This window comes from Capnocytophaga sputigena (assembly GCF_900446695.1).
GTDB classification, from domain to species: Bacteria; Bacteroidota; Bacteroidia; order Flavobacteriales; family Flavobacteriaceae; genus Capnocytophaga; species Capnocytophaga sputigena.
Genome location: NZ_UAVP01000008.1, coordinates 547,435 through 567,512, shown reverse-complemented (window position 1 = coordinate 567,512; position 20,078 = coordinate 547,435). Strand labels below are relative to the sequence as shown.

General features: G+C 40.1%; 6 protein-coding genes. 1 reads left to right on the top strand and 5 read right to left on the bottom strand.

What is annotated here, in order from left to right; translation table 11 throughout:
• Positions 1–20: 20 nt before the first annotated feature.
• From DR017_RS09065 to DR017_RS09040, 5 genes are all read right to left on the bottom strand, one after another.
• Positions 21–872: an AraC family transcriptional regulator gene (locus tag DR017_RS09065; RefSeq protein WP_002682052.1), complete on the bottom strand. Its 852-nt coding sequence runs from the start codon at positions 870–872 to the stop codon at positions 21–23.
• A 423-nt stretch (positions 873–1,295) separates the two neighbouring features.
• Positions 1,296–3,578 carry a hypothetical protein gene (locus DR017_RS09055; RefSeq protein WP_002682045.1) on the bottom strand — a complete coding sequence of 761 codons (2,283 nt, stop codon included), beginning with the start codon at positions 3,576–3,578 and terminating at the stop codon, positions 1,296–1,298.
• A 94-nt stretch (positions 3,579–3,672) separates the two neighbouring features.
• Positions 3,673–4,620, bottom strand: a complete 948-nt coding sequence (locus DR017_RS09050) for a hypothetical protein (protein ID WP_002682047.1) — start codon at positions 4,618–4,620, stop codon at positions 3,673–3,675.
• 272 nt (positions 4,621–4,892) lie between these two features.
• Positions 4,893–6,257: a TlpA family protein disulfide reductase gene (locus DR017_RS09045; RefSeq protein WP_002682043.1), complete on the bottom strand. Its 1,365-nt coding sequence runs from the start codon at positions 6,255–6,257 to the stop codon at positions 4,893–4,895.
• Between the two features lie 281 nt (positions 6,258–6,538).
• On the bottom strand, positions 6,539–10,426 hold the full coding sequence (locus DR017_RS09040) for a DEAD/DEAH box helicase (protein WP_050772819.1): 3,888 nt from the start codon (positions 10,424–10,426) through the stop codon (positions 6,539–6,541).
• Between the two features lie 214 nt (positions 10,427–10,640).
• Between DR017_RS09040 and DR017_RS09035 the strand changes: the two genes are divergently transcribed.
• Complete coding sequence (locus DR017_RS09035) at positions 10,641–19,865, top strand: T9SS type B sorting domain-containing protein (RefSeq protein WP_095909107.1); 9,225 nt, start codon at positions 10,641–10,643, stop codon at positions 19,863–19,865.
• Positions 19,866–20,078 lie beyond the last annotated feature (213 nt).

The window sequence follows — 20,078 nt, the reverse complement described above, 5'->3', positions numbered from 1 at the left end:
GTTAAAAATTAGCAAATTAGTTAATTAATGGGGATATAGATTTCTGTTTTTAGTTTTTCTTCAGGGGTGCGGCGAGCGTCGTTGAGGTATTTCTCGAACATAGGCTCATCGCGCAGTTCGTATTCACTTTCTACTACCCAACGCATTGCAGCATCGCAAACGGCAGAAAGCTGACTGTAACTACCTTGATAGAAAAAGACGGCATACTTGCCTCCAGCTAAGGTTTTGCAACTCACATTTCCTTCGGGGAGTGCAGGTTTGTGAATAGCCAAACCTATATCCGAGCGTTGTAGAGAGGCTTCGGTAATTTTAGGGTCGTCGTACGATACACATATCGACTCGATACCTTTGGTAAATAGCTTTTGCGATTTTACAACCGCCCATAATTGTTCGTAGGCTTTGCCGTAGTCTAAAGACCCATATCCGCCGGTAAGGGCTACATAGATGAGGTTTTTAGGCTCGAGTTCCATTATTTTAGGAGCTTTGAGAGCCAAATCGGGATTGATGATTTCTTTTTTCATAATGTAGATATCTTTATTAGTTCTATACTCGGTAGGGGTAATACCATATTGGTTTTTAAAGGCTTTGGAGAGCGATGCAGGGGTTTCATAGCCTATATTGAAGGCTATTTGCTCTATAGGGAGGGTAGAGTAGCGCAGCAGTTGGGCAGCGGTTTCTATGCGCAAACGCGCGATAAAAGCAATAGGCGATTCACCTTTCAGCACTTTGAAAATCCTACAAAAGTGAAAATGCGACAAGTGGGCTATATCGGCTAATGTTTTCAGTTCGATAGGCTCATTGAGGTGACGGTTGATGTATTCAGCCACTTTGTTGATGCGCTGTGTGTAATCGTTATGAGTAATGGATTTCATAGGGTGTAATTTGAATTTCTGGGGCAAAGATACAGCAGTTTTCTCAAGGGGACTTTTCCTATATTGCTTTATTGTTTGTTGTTTGTTATTACAATATAAGTTGGACAAGGTCAGACAACTCAGACAACTCGGATAACTCAGATAACTCGGATAACTCAGACAACTCGGATAACTCGGATAACTCAGACAACTCCGACAAGGCTGTCAAAAGTATCCTGTAACCCCTGACCCCTGAACCCTGACCCCTGAACCCTAACACCTAATGCCTAATGTAGTGCCAAAAAAGAAAGTATCTAAAAAGTGTATTCATTCACTTTTTAGATACTTTTATTTTATAGACTTTATCAAAGGTGTGAGCCGCACGGGCAATTAAGGACTTTGACAAAGTGTAGTGACTGACACCTGACACCTAAGGTCTGACACCTAAATCTCCCCTTTCTTCATTTTTTCAAAATTGGTTTGAATCTCTGATTTTTCATCGTCGCCACCAAATTCGGCTTTAGGGAGGTTTTTAACGGCTTTCTCTTGTATTTCTAAGGCTTTTTGCTTTTCACCACGTGCGTACAAGAGGTGGGCAAAAGTGTCTAAATAATAAGAATTTTCGGGTTCTAATTGTACTGCAGAACTTGACCATTGGAAAGCTTCATTCAATTTATCGGGGTTTTGCTTGTGCTCTTCAAACACTTTCCAAGCAATGTTATTGGCGCGATTTGCAAAACGCATTTTGTAGTATTTCCAACTGTTCTCATCATCGCCTTCGGAGAAAGTCTTGTCTAATGCAACGATGAGATTGCTATCCTTTTGCAATAGATTTTTGTAGTATTCACTGAAGTAAGCTGCAGCCTCATCTACATTGTTATCATAGAGAAAATCAATATAATTATCGGCGGAGAAGAGTTTCTTTTTCAAACCTTCTTTATAAGCAGTTTTTACGGGCTCAAAGAGTTTTTTGTCGTTGAAAACGATACGGTCGAGTTGGTTAGAGAGCTCTCCGTAATTTACTTCTATGATTCCTTTTTCTAAACGTTCGTTATAGCCCATATAGTTATCGTCATTACCTTCAATTTTTTTGTTGTAGGCTTTGATTTCATCGGCGAATTTCACCAAATAAGCGATAGCATCTATATCGGCGGTAGTTGTGGGTTTTTCGGCGTTGAAAATGCGGTAGTAATAGTTAGCTTCGGCATTGTTGAGAGAGAGCAAGAAAGCGTATTCAGGGTCGAGTTTGCTGTCCTTTTTATGAGCGTTTACCACGCGTTCCCATTGGGCGATAGCCTGCTCTGGGGTGAGTTGCATTTGGTAAATGCCTTTGGGATTCTTAAGATTAGAGAAATAATCTTCGGCTTCTTGCGCAATATAGTCGAAAGCTTCTTCCTCATTGCTGTCACCTGTTTTTTGCTCTGGACGATTCTTTGCTAATAAATACACACGCTGACTATCCTTTTTGAGGAAAGTGGTGAAAATGTTTTGCAGTTCTTTTACGGGTAGTTTAGGGTTACTCAAGGCTTTATCGAGTGCGCGTGCCATTGCAATAGTGCTGAAACGGGCTACATTTTCGTTAGAAGTAAAGAGCTCATCGCTGGCAACCTCACTGATAGTAGCGGGTTGTGAATAGAGCAGGTTGCCTGCAACGTCTAACAGAACTACTTGGTTACCTGTAGGAACCCCCTTGGCTTTGAGGGTTTTGAGGTCTTTGGCAGTAGCCAAATAGAATTCGTAAGGATAGATAGGAGATTCATTATCCTCTTCGTAGTTATAACCACTCCCTTCTTCTTTATATTTCGCAAAGAAGTCGTTGAATTCTTCTTTAGCTTTTGGGTTATCGGGTTGTTGGAACACCACTACTAAACGACTTTGTTTATCGGCTGAAGCGAGGGCAGCATTGAGGTTTTTAGGCACCGAAACTACGGCTTTGGCTTTTTCTTTGGCGTTTTTATTGGGGTCGTATTCAGGGATATCGCGTTCTTTTCCAAAGTCGATGAAGTGAGCCCAATGGCTTACGTTCTCTTTAGAAGCGACAGGCACTTGGTTAGGATTGGGCTTGTCGTTTGGTTTGCTAAAGACGATGGCATTGCTGCTATTGCCTTCCGAAACTGAAATAGTTTGTTTGTCGGGATTGTAAATCCCGTTGAGGTTGATGGAATTACCACCGCCTAAAACAGCGATTTCCACAGCATTAGTATCTTTGCCAATAGGGAATTTTTGGATATTTACTTCCTTGTTTTTGCTGTAGGCAGCTTGGTGAGCATCAACTAAGTAGAGATTGGCAGTGCGGGGCACTTCAAAACTTTCGAGCACATAATAAGTTTCGCCATTGCTATCCTTTTTTTCTTCAATATTCTCTAAAGAATCGATTTTGTTATAAACGCATACGTACTCCACTTCTCCTTTAGCATTTTCATACCCTATGTAGAGATAACGCGGATCGGCGCCAGTGCGAGGCGGTGTTTTGAGGGTGATTTGCAATTGCTGACTGTCGCTTTGTTTTTTCTCAACAACAAAAGAAGAGGTTTGAGGTTGGAAAAGTATTTTTTTATCTTTGATGGTATACTCGCCCGAGGTAGCAATCAGTTCGTAAGTGCCGTTGGGGAGGAATCTCAATTCTAAAGCATTGCCAAGAGAGTTGGCTTTATAATTTCCTGAAGGAATGGGGGTTTGCGCAGCCAAAGAGAGCGGCAAGAGCGCTAATAAGGGGAGTACTTTCATTTTTAGATATTAGTTAATAAGTTAAGAGTTAAAAGATAAAAGAGTCTATCAAAAAGTGAGCCAGAGCATTTCGTATATTCTAAAAAAGGAAGGATTAATCTATAATTCCTTTTCTTTTGGCTTCAGCGGTAACGATCTCTATATCGGGGAGTAACTCGCGATGGGCTGTGGTGAGTTTTTGAAAGAACTCATAGAGATCATATCTATAGAGAAATAGTCTCTCAGCATCAGGAATTTTTACAGCTTCTTCATAGAATTTGATAAAGTAAGCCATAGCCTTTAGGTCGGTAGCATCAGGGATGTATTCGGTGTGAAAGATAATTTGCAGGAAATTCTGGTTGTAGAATGTAGTGTAGTTGCGTATGAGCAAACGGGTATATTCCTCATTTATTTTTCTATCGCGATAATGAGTATCCACTAAGCGTTTCCACTGCCAGCGCAGTTGTTTAGGGGTTAGCTTTAAGGTGTAATTTTCTACCTTTTGTAGTTGTAAATCATAGTTGTTGGTCACCATTTTGTGAAAAGCGTTTTCTACATCTTCTATAGGAGCTTGGGGGTTGGTAAGTACTTTGTCGATAAGGCGAGCAGTGGCAGTAGTGTGCACCTCAGCTTCAGTATCGTCATAGAACAATTTTTTGCGATGCATTTCGGGTATAGTAGCTTCTTTATAATACATTACGTCACCATCATAATCACATACAGCATACACGTTTTTATCAGTAGGAATGCCATTTTTTTTGAGCCATTGAGCGTCGTCAATTTCATCTACTAAGTAAAAAAAGTAGTAGTAAATAGGTTTTTTGCCTTCTAAATCTTGGTCGTTAGGGTGTGATTCTATATAGTCGTTCCAATAATCGTCGTAATGTTTAGACCTTTTCTTGTCGTTAGGTTGAGAGAGCACGACTAATAGTTTTTCTTGGTCTCGAACGATGTCGCTTATCACTCTTATCCGCATAGGAGGGGGAGGAGGTGGCGCAATAGGTATAGAATCGGTTTGACCAAAGGCAAAAAGGGGTAATAGTGTTAGAAAGAGGTGTTTCATTATAGGATTAATTTATAGTCAATATAAAAATAGATTGCGAATAATTAGGCTTGTTTTTAGGAGGCAGAAAAGTTTTATTTATGTGGGCGTTTGCAAAACGCCCCTACAATGTGACTAAAAGTGATTGATTATCAGGTTTATAGACTTTATCAAAGTTTTGGGACTTTGACAAAGTTTATGATGCAAAAGCGATTTTTAGACTTTTTGGACAGTGTCTGCACAACATACTCTAAAAGCAACTGATTATCAAAATGTAGCGACGCATCAACCTGTTACTTTTTACCTTTTAATACTTTCTCTATATCAGGGTCGGAAGGCTGGGGCGCATTGAGACTTACGATTCTTCCTTTCTCATCTATAATGAGAAAAGTAGGGATTTGTGTGATGTCACATTCTTTAATAAATTGAGATTCAGAGGCTTTATCGGCAATGAGTTGCACCCCTTTGTATTCTCTTTTCTTTACCATTTCTCGCCACTCTTGCTTATCGTTCTCTATAGCGATACTTACAAACTCAATGTTTTCTCCTTTGAGTTTTTCCTGTAAAACCCTAAGGTCAGCAAGTTTTGTTTTACAGGGGAGGCACCAAGTAGTCCATATACTCACATACAAGCGTTTCCCTTTGAGATCTGTAAGAGAAGTTGTCCCTCCTTGAGCATTTTCATAGTTGGTGAATAGCGGAGCCGGTTTTCCAGGAGCTAATTTCAGCGTTTTGTGATAAGCTTCTTTAGCATCTTGTATTACTTTCTTATCTTTTACATTGTGGAGTATAAAGTTCAGTATTTTCTTATTTTCAGTATTGCCAGGTTTTATCAAGAGTACCAAGTTTTCCGCAAAATAAGCCCGAATATTATCCGATTTGAGAGTGCTTATTAGCTTTATGAAATTATCTATTCGCTCGGGATTGTTGGGGTTTTCACCTATTTGTTCAAAGTATTTGATTTTCACCAAAGTTCTATAGACTTCATTGCGCTCAAATTCTTGTGCATTATCAAAGTCTATCGCATCTCTTTCGGCATAGAAATCTTTGGGGAGTTCCACTTCCTTACGGATGAAGAATTTATATATATCAGGATATTTTATCAAAGCATATACATAGTTGTAGTCAATCCAATTTTGTTGGTTTTTGAGGAATTCATTGTCGAAATTATAGCTTTCTAATTTTGTTTTCAATTCGCCTAATAGCGCCCTAATGTTTTTTTTAAACTCCTGAGGTTCTTGTAGGAAGAGGGTGTTATACGCATCGGATATTTTTTCTTTAAAGAAGTGATCCCTTTCTATGAGATACTGAGTTTGCTCGGCTTGCGCTCCTGATACAGTTACCTTAAAAGGTTGCATACTCATAAAAATCTCTATATTGGTTTTGTTATCTATATACAAAGAAAGCGATATAGGATCCTCAAGATAGTAGGTATGATCATTGTTTATAACGGGTATGGTATCTCGGAAAGAGCCATCATTGCCAACAGCAATCTCCTTAAAGAGTTTATCGTTATGAATAAGTCGCATCTTTTGATTAGGCATAGAGAAGTCTAATTTTCCAGAGATTACCCCATAATCCTTTCCTTTTTGGAGAGATTGGGCGCCACAAGGAGCTAATAAAACAAGCGTTGTTAGGGTTGTAATGATTTTTTTCATATTGTTTATTTGTATTTTATTAGTGTTTATCAAAAACGGCTTGCATCTCACATAGGTGCGTTTTGTGTTGCTCGTGTTGTTTGTCAATTAGGTTATTGTACTGCTTAGAATTCAACAAGGTATTTGATACATTACCACAAATCTAACTAACTTTCAATGTTTCTATATATTAAAGCTGCTTAAGCAAAAACAAATAATAAACCTTTAACAAGAACTACAATAGTCGTCCCTCGTCATTCGTAATTCGTAATTCGTCCCTCGTAATTCGTTCCTCGTCATTATCATTTCGCCCATTTTCTTTTGTAGTCAAAGCCGGCGTTGAGCAATATTTTTTCCTTGTGCAGGTCTTCTAAATAGGCTAAATCATTGTTGTAAAGGGGTTTGCTAAGGCATTCTACAGCTATGGGCTTACCTTCTTTGGGTTCTAACAAAATATCGATAGTATAACCCCCAAACTCGTAGTCCATTGTGATGCGCTGGTCGGGGTATTTTTCTTTAAGCTGACGGTAGGTTTGTTCTTTAAAAGTACTTTTGCTTTGCTGGGCTACGTCGTTGTGTTTGTGTCCGTAGAGGTCGAGTTCCGATAGGATTTCACGGCGGAGGGCATCATTGCCGTCGCTTACGGCACGGGCGTAGGCGAGGTAGGCGTAGAGCACAGCGCGGCGGTTGTTAGCGCCTTCTTGCGCTAAAGCCTCTTTATAGGTAGCTAACAATTCTTCGGGAATAGAGTTGCATACATATATTTGTTCCTTGGCGCGGGTGATAATCACGTTCAGCAGTTTGTAGCCTTTGGAGAAGTTTAGGGGACCAAAACTCTGTACGAACTTGCCGCCTTTCTTCTTGCCATAAGTTACCGATAAGATGATGATATCGCGCTCGTCACCTTGTATGTTCTCCAAGTTCTTGATAAAGAGTCCTGCTTGCTCTAAGGCGTTGATTTTCTCGCGGAAAGCCGTTTGCGTAGGGTCGTTTTGCTTTTGGAGTATCTGTTTGCGTATGTAGTTGCGTTGGGTGATATTGAAGGTCGCAATCCCCACCGATGGGTAACTACCGTCAGGACGAGGCTCTATTTGTGAGAGGATACGCAATACTTCGGCGGCTTCCTCACGGTTGATATGCTCATCAAAAGTGCCATTTACCTGAGTGAAATGGATAGGGGTACGGCTTTCGGTGCTGGGTAGCGGACGCAATCGAGCGTTGTAGAAAGCGTGGTTAGAAAAATCAATCAGATAAGGGTGTTTAGAACGATAGTGAAAATCTAAATGGTTCTTACTGAATTGGTATTCCAAAGCGTAATCCAAGAGCGACTCTATGTTCAGCATCGCATTTTTGTAGGTGAGTACTTCATCTTCTTCCTCGTTATCGTCGTCATCTTCGGCAGTACCGTCGAATACTTTGCTAAAGTAGTTAGACGGTGGCATTTGGTGTTCATCACCTGCGATGATAATCGTCTTGCCTTTGAGCATAGCCGGCAGGTTGTCTTCGAGTTTCAGCTGACTTGCCTCGTCAAACACTACATTGTCGAAATAGAAATTTTTGCCCTCAAACAGATTGCAACAAGCATCGGGGGTGGTGAGGATAATAGGGAAGAAACTCGTAAAGAGGTCGGTGTCTCTCATCGCTATTTGTCTCAAGGTGAGTCGGTTGTGCTTTTCACTTTTGCGTTTGTTGTAGAGGTTAGCCACAGTGAGTTCCTTGTTTGCTTCTTCAAAAGTTTTTACTGCTTTGCGTTGCTGGGCATTCCAGTAGCCCTCGATAAAATCTTTTTGGGAAGAGGCAAAGTAGTGTACTTTCTTTTTAAAATCGGCGTAATCGCGCTCGTTGAAGTTCAGCGTATCATTGGCATTTTGTTGCAAGAGCAAGGTGTAATAAGCGTGGAGGAAAGAGGCTTCCCAATGCGTTACTTTGGTAAGTGATAAAACGATGCGCTCTTGGAAATCGTTGAGCGATTGGAAGAATGCAAACCACTCGTACTGAACTACCAAAGGCTGTGCGGGGTCGGCTTGATAGCTGTTGTAGGTCGCTAAACTGCGGGTGATAAAGGCTTCAAACTCGGCAAAGGTATTGCCAAAATTGAGGGTGTCGAGCCAATTATCAGCTTCTATGCGGTTTTTAAGCGATTTTACTTCAATTATGAGCTTGTCTAAGTCGGCGTTTATAAACGAGCGATCGTAGTAATTCAGCAGGTCTAAGGCAGCGAAATCAGCATTGGCTTTGCTGTCGAAATCAGTTTGTGCTTGGGCAATGGCAGGAGTGTACTCGGCAATAACAGTTTTGTTGAGCAATAAGTTATCCGAAATAGCAATCGATGAAAAATTGCGGTGCAAACTGAGCGCTTTAATCGCTGTACAGAGTTCTTGCAAGCGTTTTTGGGTTTTTAGCACCTGCTTTTTCTCAGCAGAAAAGAGCGCCGAGAGCTTGTAGAAAAATCCTTTGGTCACCTCTGGCTGATACACAGCTGAAGTAGGGGGGAGGGTAGCGGTAATCAGCTCATACTCATTGCGATATTGCGCTAAGGTATCCAGTTGCTGTGTAAATTCTTCTTTGCGCTTGTGCAAGTAATAGGCTTTATAAACGGCTACCTGCTGCTGTATAACCTCCCATTGTTGGGCGTATTGCTTGAAGGCTTCGGCTACTTGTTGCTGGGTGTTAAACAGATTGGTAGCGGTGAGTTTTTTAGGGTTGAACAGATGATTTTGAGCGTAAGGAACATATCGCTGATAGAGCGGCTCACCTTGTTGCCAAAGGGGTGCGAGAGAGGCAAACTCTTCACTGGTAAATTGAAAAGAGAAAGCCGAGAGGTCAAGGTCTTCTCTATCTGTTTCGTAGCGCATTAACTCTGCCATTACATCTGTCCACGACAGTTGGTTGAGGAGGGGTTGGTTGAGTTTGTGGTGAATAGCATTGATATCCGTTGTAATTTTGCGCATTGCTTGCACTTGTTCGGCAAGGAGATTTTCGGGGAAGGCGGGTGTTTCTTTTTTAAACTCGGCATTATCTATATGGTTACGCACGGCATCTACAATCAGCTTGCGGTCGGCAATGGCATCTTTTATCATTGTGCAATACCTACCCAAACCTTTGTTTTGGAGGGCGTTGTATAGCACTTCGAGGGCAGTTTGCTTTTCGCAGACTACTAATGTTTTCTGTTTGTTTTCCAAAGCATTGATGAGAATTGCCGTGAGCGTTTGGCTCTTGCCTGTCCCTGGAGGACCTTGAATAAGTATTTTCTGCTGACTTTTCAGCGATTCCAAAATCGATTGTTGAGAGGGGTCAGTTTCAATAGCGCTCAGCGATTGGAATTGTTCATTGGCTGTTGCCTGCAAAGGAACAAAATCCTTTTTCAGCGATTCGTAATCGTTGATGATATTCTGCTTTTGCACTTCAAAGAGGGAGAGGATACCGCATTTTTCTATAAAAGCATCGCCTTTGTTAGGCAAAAGTTCTTCGTACTCCGCTTTGGTTTTTAGGGGGAGAATCTCGGTATAGTTGTTCAGCAAGAAATCTAAGTTTTGGGTAACTTTCAGTTGGTTAAGGATATCTGAGCAAAGAGAGTGCAGTTCAGGTTTATCAATTTTGCCGTCTTCCAGCATCTCGTCGGGGATAGGTTTAAGGCTTACGCCCGAATCGTTTTGCAGGTGGTTGGTGAGCACCTCGTTCAGGTAGATAGGGTCGTCCTCATTGCGGCTTATCACCCACGTATTCATTTGGGTAGCTGGCTTTATCTTCACCGACCAAATTAGGATAGGCGCAGCTGTGAGTTGTCCGTCGCCCATATCGCGGCGCAACAGTATAGGGAATCCAAAACCGAGCGTGTTTACCCCTTTTTCGGAAGTGATAACCTCGCTTTGGAACATTAAGTTTTCGATGCTATCTACGAGTTTTTCGAGGGCAGGATTGCGTTCAAAGCTGTTGTTACGGCTCTCGGAAGAGGCGCTACGGCGGTCGATATCAGTACTTTCGGTATCGTGAATAGAAAACGAAAAGTTGAGGTTGCGCAGGGTAAGGAGGTCGAGGATAAAGCGTTCGGGCAAGCTCTTGAAGATAGCCGAAAGTCGTGCAATATCAAATTTATAGCGCGAAGCAGCAGGAATAGCGTTGAGGTGCACGCCGCGGCGGTTGCCTACTTTGAGTTTGTTTTGTAGAGCGGTGAAGATTTCTTTCATAATTGTGAATAACGAGTTATGAATAACGGGGCAAAGGTAGTTTATAATTAGCAGATTAGCAAATTAGTAGATTAGTAAATGAGAAAAAACAGGAATCTCATAGTTAAATTTTATACTATTATATGAAAAAAATCATCATTCTCTCTTTGTTATTCGTAATTATTTTATACTTTTGCCGCCCGATAATCACTGAAATAGTAATTTTAACCACTCAATAATGAAAAAACTTAGTAGTATTTTTTTTGTAAAATACTTGTTGATAGGAATTTATAGCCTATCTTTCGTTAATTTGAACGCACAAACGTGCGATGAAAACGTACTAAAAGGGTTGGAAAACACCCATATTTATTACTATAAAGAGGTAACCAAAAGCAGTAATGCTTCTTTCTTCATTAAAAATCCTCTGAAAGGTACTACCTATTCATTTATAGATAAGTCAACAGGTGTGGCTTATAGCAAGCTCTATACAGGAGTGCCTGAGGAACTCACTATCGAAATTCCAGTAGGGAAGGTAGATGATAATCGTAAATTTTATCTAAAAGCTGAAAATGGAGCTTGTACATTCTCTAAGCCTAATCATTTTAATTTTGAAAAATCTATCCTTCCTGATAAAGGAACTACCCCTAAACTATCTTTGAGTGTAGAGGAAGAATGGTGTACCAATGCTGGTGCGATACATATTAATATAGTCAATGGTAGTACAGGTGATTATAAGTTTTTTGCAAAGAAAGGCAATGGCGCTTTTGTAGAACTGAGTCAGCCTGATTATACCAGTCTTTCAGCTGGGTACTATACCATAAAAGCAGTACATAAAACTACTAATAAGGAGCTACAATCCGTTTCTGTAAATATAAGAAATGAAGTAAAACCTGTAAAGTTTTCTCTTAAAGCTATACCTGATGCTTGTTCAGGTAGGCAGGTTATTTATGTAGATACTACCAAGGATGAAAATGGGAGAAATGTGACCAATACGGCTCCTTTATTCTTTACTTTGTATGATAAGAATAATGCAATTGTACGTTCTGCACAGCTATCGCCTATCTTCAGTAATCTCTCTCCAGATGAGTATAGTGTAAGGGTGAATGACAATTGTGGTACAGGTACAGGAGGGAATGCACTTACTCGTCCGATAAATCTCTCGGCTACCCTTTCTGCGCTTAATATAGAAAAAATCCTATATTTTACAGCAAAAGCAGGGTGTCCCTATATGAAAGAGATAAATATAAGTTTTGCCGCTAAAAATATAGAAAATATTATAAAGGCAAATACGTTTACTTATCCTATAGAGTTTGATTTGCAAATAGAATCTCCTACAGGTAGAATATATCCTATTCATATAAGAGCCAATAACAAACAAGAGTTTACAGAGTACTTTTGGGGAGAACGAGATGAATTGAAACTTATCTCACAAAAAGTAATACAGAATAAAATTCCTGCTGAATCAGGTAAGTGGAAAGTAAAGGGGACGTATACCCTTTGTGGAAAAATACACAACTTGAATGAAAAAGTGTCAGATACAGTATATTTACCTATTGATCAGGTATATATAATGGATTCTAACCTGCCTAATGCCACAGGATGTAGAACTAAAAGGATGGTACTATCAGCTAATGATAACGCTCTTCTACGCAATTACTATGTGATATTGGAAGAAGCACCTGCAGGCTTTGATTATGCAGCGGCAGGATTTTATAAGGTAAATTCTACTAATCCTTTATTGCAAGGCAAATGGGTGAAATTTTTTCCTGATACAAGTTCTCAAACATTACTCAATCCTGAATTTATTACAGAAGGTTTTAATTATAAGTTTAAGATTGTAGATGAGTGTAGTGGAAAAACAAGAGATTTATCGAGATCTGGATACAAATCAACCGCTAATTTGGAGGTTGATTACAAAGTATATGCTAGTTGTACTGATAATAATGGTAATCCTGATCCTACGGCTCTATGGAAGAATGTTATATTCCAAAAAAGAAGTTATACAAGTTCTCTTTCTAAGGTAGAGATTCTTTCTTATACTAAGAATAGTGCTTATCCAGATTACAAATCCTTGGTGCCTGTAACTTTACCTTTTACTCTTACAGATGCTTATAAAACAGGACAGGAGAGATGGGAGATTAAGCTTCCTCCAGGAGATTATAAAGTACGCTATACAGATGCTTGTAATCTTACAGATGAGGGGAAAATAGAAGTCAGAGGTACTGACAATACAGAACTAAAATGGGAAGAGCAAAATTGTCAAACTACAGTTTCTATTATAAGAAAAACTACAGCTTATGCTCCTTCAGGGATTGTATATATCATAGAAATATATAATCCTAAGGAACAAGTGTGGGAACCACTAAAAACAGCAGGGCAAACTAAGACAATTCTTACTCTAGATAATACTAATAACCATAGAGTTACTTTCTTTCAGGGAGGTAAATTTAGAGTGATACGCGCAATCTCTCGAGATCAAGGCGCTACAATTGATTGTCCTAAAGTGATAGACGAACGAGAGATAAGCAAAGGAGAAATGAGAGTTCCTACCATAACTCGTTTGGATTGTTCAGCGGTTGGAGGTACTCAGAAATATCACATTGTAATCACTCCACAAGGAGGTACACCTCCTTATTCCTACGTTTTAAAATCAAAAGAGGAGGATCAAATAGTAGGAGGGGTTACCAACAAAGTAACGACAGTAATTGATAAAGTTAATGGAAATAATAATTTCTTTATCAATATAGATGAGACAAATGCATCAGCACGGTACAAATTTATTGTGAAGGATGCTTGTAATGTTGAGAAGAGTATTGATGAGACCCTTTCTAATATTCAGCCCTTTAATATAGAGAAAAATCAGCAGTTTTACTGTTTGAATGCTAAAGGAATAGTCTCTCTACCTAAAATAGAAGGACTTACTTATGCATGGTATAGAAAAGATAATCCAGCCACTATATTAAGTACTGATCATCAACTGGTGATAGAGCACCTTACACAAGATGATTTAGATAAAGAATTTGCTGTAAAACTCACTCTTACCAATGTGACCGATCCTTTGGTGAAGAACTGTATAGAGAACAATTTGAATGGAATGGATAGTATTCGCTTTAATGCTGTGCCTACACTCTCACAAAGCTATCAAGCACCTACTCCTCATGATATGGAGGCTTGTATAGTGCCTAACTCTAACATAACAGAATATAATGTGAGTCAGCTATTTAGCAATGTTCCTACTACTCCTCCTGTAGGTGTTTATACTGAGATAGTAGACAAAGCAGGGTTGATTTCAGTAAGTAGAGAAGGAAAAATAAATCTTGATGCGACTCATATAGGAAAACATACCTTTGTTTATAGGATAAAAACAGATTGTGGCGTACTGAAAGAAGCAGAGGCAACTCTGGATGTCCGTGCCTATTCAACTTTTGGTAATTTTCAGATCGAAGTATGTGCTCCTTCCTTTACTTTTGAGGAATTACAGAAGTTAGGGCAAAAGGCATATCCGGATTGGTTTATATTAGCCAAACCTGAGCAATATCTTTTTGAATGGTATGCTACAGAAAATGATGCAAGAAATAGAACAAATAAGCTTACAGCAACTTCTGTAACACTTAGTGAAGGAGAAACAAAACAATATTACCTAAGAATAAGAATCAATAATGAGAAGAGTTGTTTCACTCCTATTCCTTCTTTGTATAAGCTAACACGTATACCAACAGGAGCAAAGCCTGATAAAGCTGTTGCTTTGTGTAAAGGCGCTATTGTAGGAGAACTCAAGCAAAACATAGATAAAAATAATCAAGAAAAAATAGTCATATACAATGGAACTCAAAAACTAACAGATGACTATGTGTTGCAAGAAGGTACGCCCTATACTTATACTTATTTAGTAGGAGCTTGTGAGACAACTCCTGCTAATATAATACTTACTTTGTCAGAGCGTACAGTTGCTACTATTGAAACTTTTGTGACTTGTGAGTATGAGAGAGATTGGGGAGGGCTTGGTGTGCCTTACAAAAAGGTAGAAGATTATCTCAAAGGTAAGTATGGTGCAACTACAGTAGTAAAAGTATATAGCCAAGCATTCCAAGGAACTTTGAATGGTAATACTTTAATGTATTTAGGATCTGAGAAATATACGTTTACAGTAGAAGCTGCGGGTAAATGTGTTTCTAATGTATACCCTATAAGAGTATATGCAGATGCTTCTCTTGCTAATTTCACGGTAGCTCAAAAAACACAAGTGCTATGTTCCGGCACTAACCAAACCATAGCCTCTTTGCAACCGCAAGGCGCTAACATCGTATGGTATGCTACAGCTACTGATGTAACACCTTTGGCAAAAACAACACCTTTGGTAGCGGGTACCACTTACTATGTAGCGCAGAAAAATGGAACTTGTGAGAGCGATAGAGTAGCCGTGGCAGTAACACAAGGCGCTTCGGGCAATGAAACACTTGTTTTCTCTACACCTTTCTCTAAAACACTCAAATGTGTGCCATCTGGTCAGTTGCGTTTTCAAGTGCAAAATGCTGTTGCTGGACAAAGTTATGTGGTAGAACTTACAGAGGTGCCTGCGGGCTATACAGGATCACGCACCTTTACTATTACCAAAGACAATAAAGAAGGCAATGTCCCTTTTGTATGGCTTACCCAAAATAATATCCCTAAGGGAACGTATAAAGCAAGACTCGTAAAATGTGGAGTTTCACAAGAGATAGGACAAACAATTACCGAATTAACAAGTAATTTCCCTATACGCGATAACTTCGATGCAGGACCTTATGTTGATATCAATGATTGTAATTATGCCAATTTGAGAAACTCTCAGGCTCGTGCAGGAGGTATCGACATCAATGCGTATTTCCAAAATGAAGCGATTGCTAAACAGTTCTTTGAATATACAGCCGTATCTCCACAAGATATGACCGACAAAGGCTGGACTGACGCATCTCAAATTCCTGATAGCTATTGGCGTGAAGTGTATTCATTGCCAGCGGGTATCACCAGCAGTCAGCCTAAAGTGATTTATTACGATTTGGCTGCCTTTGGTAGAAACTATGCCGATTTGGCTATTGCTAATAAAAAACCTAAGTTCTACTTCCGCATCAAAGGACAACCTTCTTGTGGGGTATCAGCGCCTATCGAATTTGGCGATACGCGTATGCTTACAATGAAGATGGCTTACGGCGGTAGTTGTACTGCGCCTACGATTAAGATTTCGTTAGATAGAACCGTGATAGTTTGTAAACCTATTACTTACGAGGTGAAAAATGAGGCAGGACAAGTGGTAGCTTCAGGTAGTACCAATGTTGCAAATGCTATTATTGATATCACAAACCTCAATGGTAATCCTATCAACCCTAATGAGAAATACAGCGTAACGGTGAAAGCGGCAGCCCCCGATACACAATCGGTAACCACAATAGCGCGCAGTTTCAATCAGGCGAAAGCTGCCTATAGACCCGATGGGCAATATGCAGAGATAAAGAGATGTTTCGGTCACCCCGAAAGAACAGAGATGTATATACAAGGCTTCTTGCGTGATGAAAATGGAGTGTTGTTGTCGCTCAAAGGCTATAAAGTAACCTTGGAGAGTGCTCCAGCAGGCTATGTCAATGAGCCTAACAAACTGAAAGTGGGCGAAAGCTATACCATCACAAGAGATGCGAGCTCCTACAATCTGCTTTCTACTCTTAATGTACAAAATGCTGCGGGCTTCTCGTCTCTCCCTGAGGGCGATTACAAAATCAAGATCGAAGACCCTTGTGGACAAACATACTATGTAGAAAATGGCAGACGAAAAAAAGCAAATTTACTAACAATCGAACACCCTCAGTACAGCGAAAAACCACTTACTCCTGAAAAAGAAGTTGCTTGTACGGGAGTAAAGGTATATCCTTTCAAAGGGAATACAGCACAAGATTGGTTGAAGAAAAACAACCAAAATCAGAACTTGTATGTATGGTTAGTGAAAATACCTGCGGGTGTAAATGCCGCCGATATTTCTACTACCCCTCAACAACCAGGTACTTATGCAGGTAATACCTACCAAAGAGCTATTTATAGCAGGGATAACGCTGCTACTTTGAATACTTATTTCACGTTGCCTCGCAATGAAAATTCTACAGGGTTGTATACCTTTGCTTACGCCGAAGATGAAAGAGAAATCTATAACTATATAGCTAACTCACCTACAGCTTGTGTACGCACCTTTACAATTAGTGTAGATGATGTATTACTGAATATAGATCGTTCTACTTATGTAGGCTACAAATGTGAAGGAGGCACTGGCAAAATAGTAGTGAAAGCAGTGAATGGTATCAACGATGCAAATAACTATACTTATGAGCTTTATGCTACCAAAACAGGTACAGTTATCGAGACTAAAACCGCTGCTAAAGGAACTACTGTAACCTTTACCAACTTAGGGACTTTCTCAACCGGACAAAATACACGTTGGTTAAAACTCACTGACGCTTCTTGTCCTACTCAATCGATGTGGCGCGAATTGCCAATTGATATTTTAGAAAAACCAGCTAACGGAAAAACCTATACTTTCTGTGCTGCTGCTACAGTAGCCGAGTTGAAAGCCAAAGTAGCTACTGATACCGCTACCGTAAGAGTTTATAAAAACGGCACTTTGGTAACCAATAACAATGAAGCACTTACCACTACTGATGCTTATACCGTAAGTCGTTTCAATGCTACTTGCGAAACAGATAAAGTAGCCGTAACAGTTACCATCAGCAATACGGTAAGTTTAACAGTACCAGCAACTTTAACGGTAACTTGTACAGCTGCCAATATCGATACGACAGTAAACAACTGGCTTGGTCAGGCTACAGTTACCGATACTTGTGGTACAGCAACGCTTACTCACGATTTTGCAGCTGTAAAACCAATGAACTGGTGCAACACATCAGTAGTAACAGTAACCTTTGTAGGAAAAGACCCTCAAGGAAATACAGTAACTAAAACAAGTGTCATCAAAGTAAATAGTACGCCAATAGTTGCCAAAGCCGATACTTATACAATAACCGATGGTACTAGCACCACTACTACCACTGGAACGGTATTAGACAATGATAAATTGGGTACTAAAACGCCAACCACTACCGATGTAATCCTTACCGTAGTAACCACTACCACCGATGTAGTAGGCGCTACTAAAACGCCTACATTAAACAACGATGGTACTGTTACTGTACCTTCGGGAACTAAATCAGGCACTTATGAGATAGTGTATAGCATCTGTGAGCGTTTGAACCCTAACAATTGTGCAACTGCCACAGCGACTGTAAAAGTAGGCAGTACACCAATAGTTGCCAAAGCTGATACTTACACCGTAACCAATGGTACTAGCACGACAACTACCACTGGAACGGTATTAGACAACGATAAATTAGGCACTAAAACGCCAACCACTACCGATGTGATTCTTACGGTAGTAACCACCACCACTGATGTAGTAGGAGCGACTAAAACGCCTACATTAAACAACGATGGTACTGTTACTGTACCTTCGGGTACTAAATCAGGTACTTACGAGATAGTGTATAGCATCTGTGAGCGTTTGAACCCTGATAACTGCGCTACAACCACAGCGACTGTAAAAGTAGGCAGTACGCCAATTGTTGCTAAAGTGGATACTTACACCGTAACCAATGGTACTAGCACGACAACTACCACTGGAACGGTATTAGACAATGATAAATTGGGTACTAAAACGCCAACCACTACCGATGTCATCCTTACCGTAGTAACCACCACCACTGATGTAGTAGGCGCTACTAAAACGCCTACATTAAACAACGATGGTACTGTTACTGTACCTTCGGGAACTAAATCGGGTACTTATGAGATAGTGTATAGCATCTGTGAGCGTTTGAACCCTAACAATTGTGCAACAGCTACCGCCACTGTAAAAGTAGGCAGTACGCCAATTGTTGCTAAACCAGATACATATACAGTAACCAATGGTACTAGCACCACTACTACCACTGGAACGGTATTAGACAACGATAAATTAGGCACTAAAACGCCAACAACTACCGATGTAATTCTTACAGTGGTAACCACCACTACTGATGTAGTAGGCGCTACTAAAACGCCTACACTCAACAGTAATGGTACTATTACTGTACCTTCGGGAACTAAATCGGGTACTTACGAGATAGTGTATAGCATCTGTGAGCGTTTGAACCCTGATAACTGTGCAACCGCCACAGCCACTGTAAAAGTAGGCAGTACGCCAATTGTTGCTAAAGCTGATACTTACACTGTAACCAATGGTACTAGCACCACAACAACTATAGGTACAGTATTAGACAACGATAAATTAGGCACTAAAACGCCAACCACTACTGATGTAATCCTTACGGTAGTAACCACCACTACTGATGTAGTAGGAGCGACTAAAACACCTACACTCAACAACGATGGTACTGTTACTGTACCTTCGGGTACTAAATCAGGTACTTATGAGATAGTATACAGCATCTGTGAGCGTTTGAACCCTGATAACTGTGCTACAACCACAGTGACTGTAAAAGTGTTTGTTCCTACTGTGGCAACACCAACAACTATTGAAGCTGTGAACGATGGTGTAACCACTATCACTAGTACCACAGGTGGCACTACACCAAGTGTATTGACTAACGATAAGTTGAATGGGGTACCGAACCCAAGTATCAGCTCTGTAACACTCACTTGGAACACAGCAACTCCTACAGGCTTCACTTTGAACCCTAACGGAACTATCAGTGTAGCACCAAATACCCCTGCGGGTACCCATACAATAAGCTATACGATATGCGCGGTAGCAAGTCCTACGGTATGTAGTACAGCGAGCATCGTAGTAACGATAAGTGGCACAACAACAAGCACTACCCCAGTATTGCCAATAGCAGTAGACGATCATTCTACAACCGCTATCAACACCCCAGTAGTGGTGAATGTATTGGGTAACGATACCCCTAACGGAGCAACCACTCCTAATGTGGTAACAAACCCTGCCAACGGTACAGTAGTGGTGAATGTAGATGGTTCTATTGAATATCGTCCGAATACTAATTTTGAAGGTACTGATACCTTTGTGTATGAAATTTGCAACACCGATGGTTGCGCTTCAGCAACGGTTACTATTGAGGTAGTGAATAAGCTCGTGCCTTACAATGGTATGTCGGTAGATGGCGATGGCAAAAATGATTATTTCCATATTGGAGGAATCGAGCGTTATCCTAACAATGTGGTACGTATCTACAACCGTTGGGGCGTGAAAGTCTTTGAGACTGAAGGTTATGACAACGTTACCCGCGTATTTAGAGGTATTTCTAACGGACGTGTAACTATCGAACAAGCCGAAAAACTCCCACAAGGAACTTACTATTATGTAATTGAATATTACGATAGTAATAACAATAAAGAATCTTTAGTAGGTTGGTTATATCTCAAGAAATAACCCTAAGGATAAAGCACAAAAAAGGCTGTTCAGCATCCCGCTGAATAGCCTTTTTTTTACTTTTCTTAACTTCTTCAATGTGCCCCCATTCTTGTTCGTCTAATATATGTTTTGTATATTTACGCACTAATACTTTGTACCTTATCTCCCAAAATGTTATATAGTTTATTCATACAGTGGTGTATTTTGCTTAGATTGTAATCTTTATCAAAA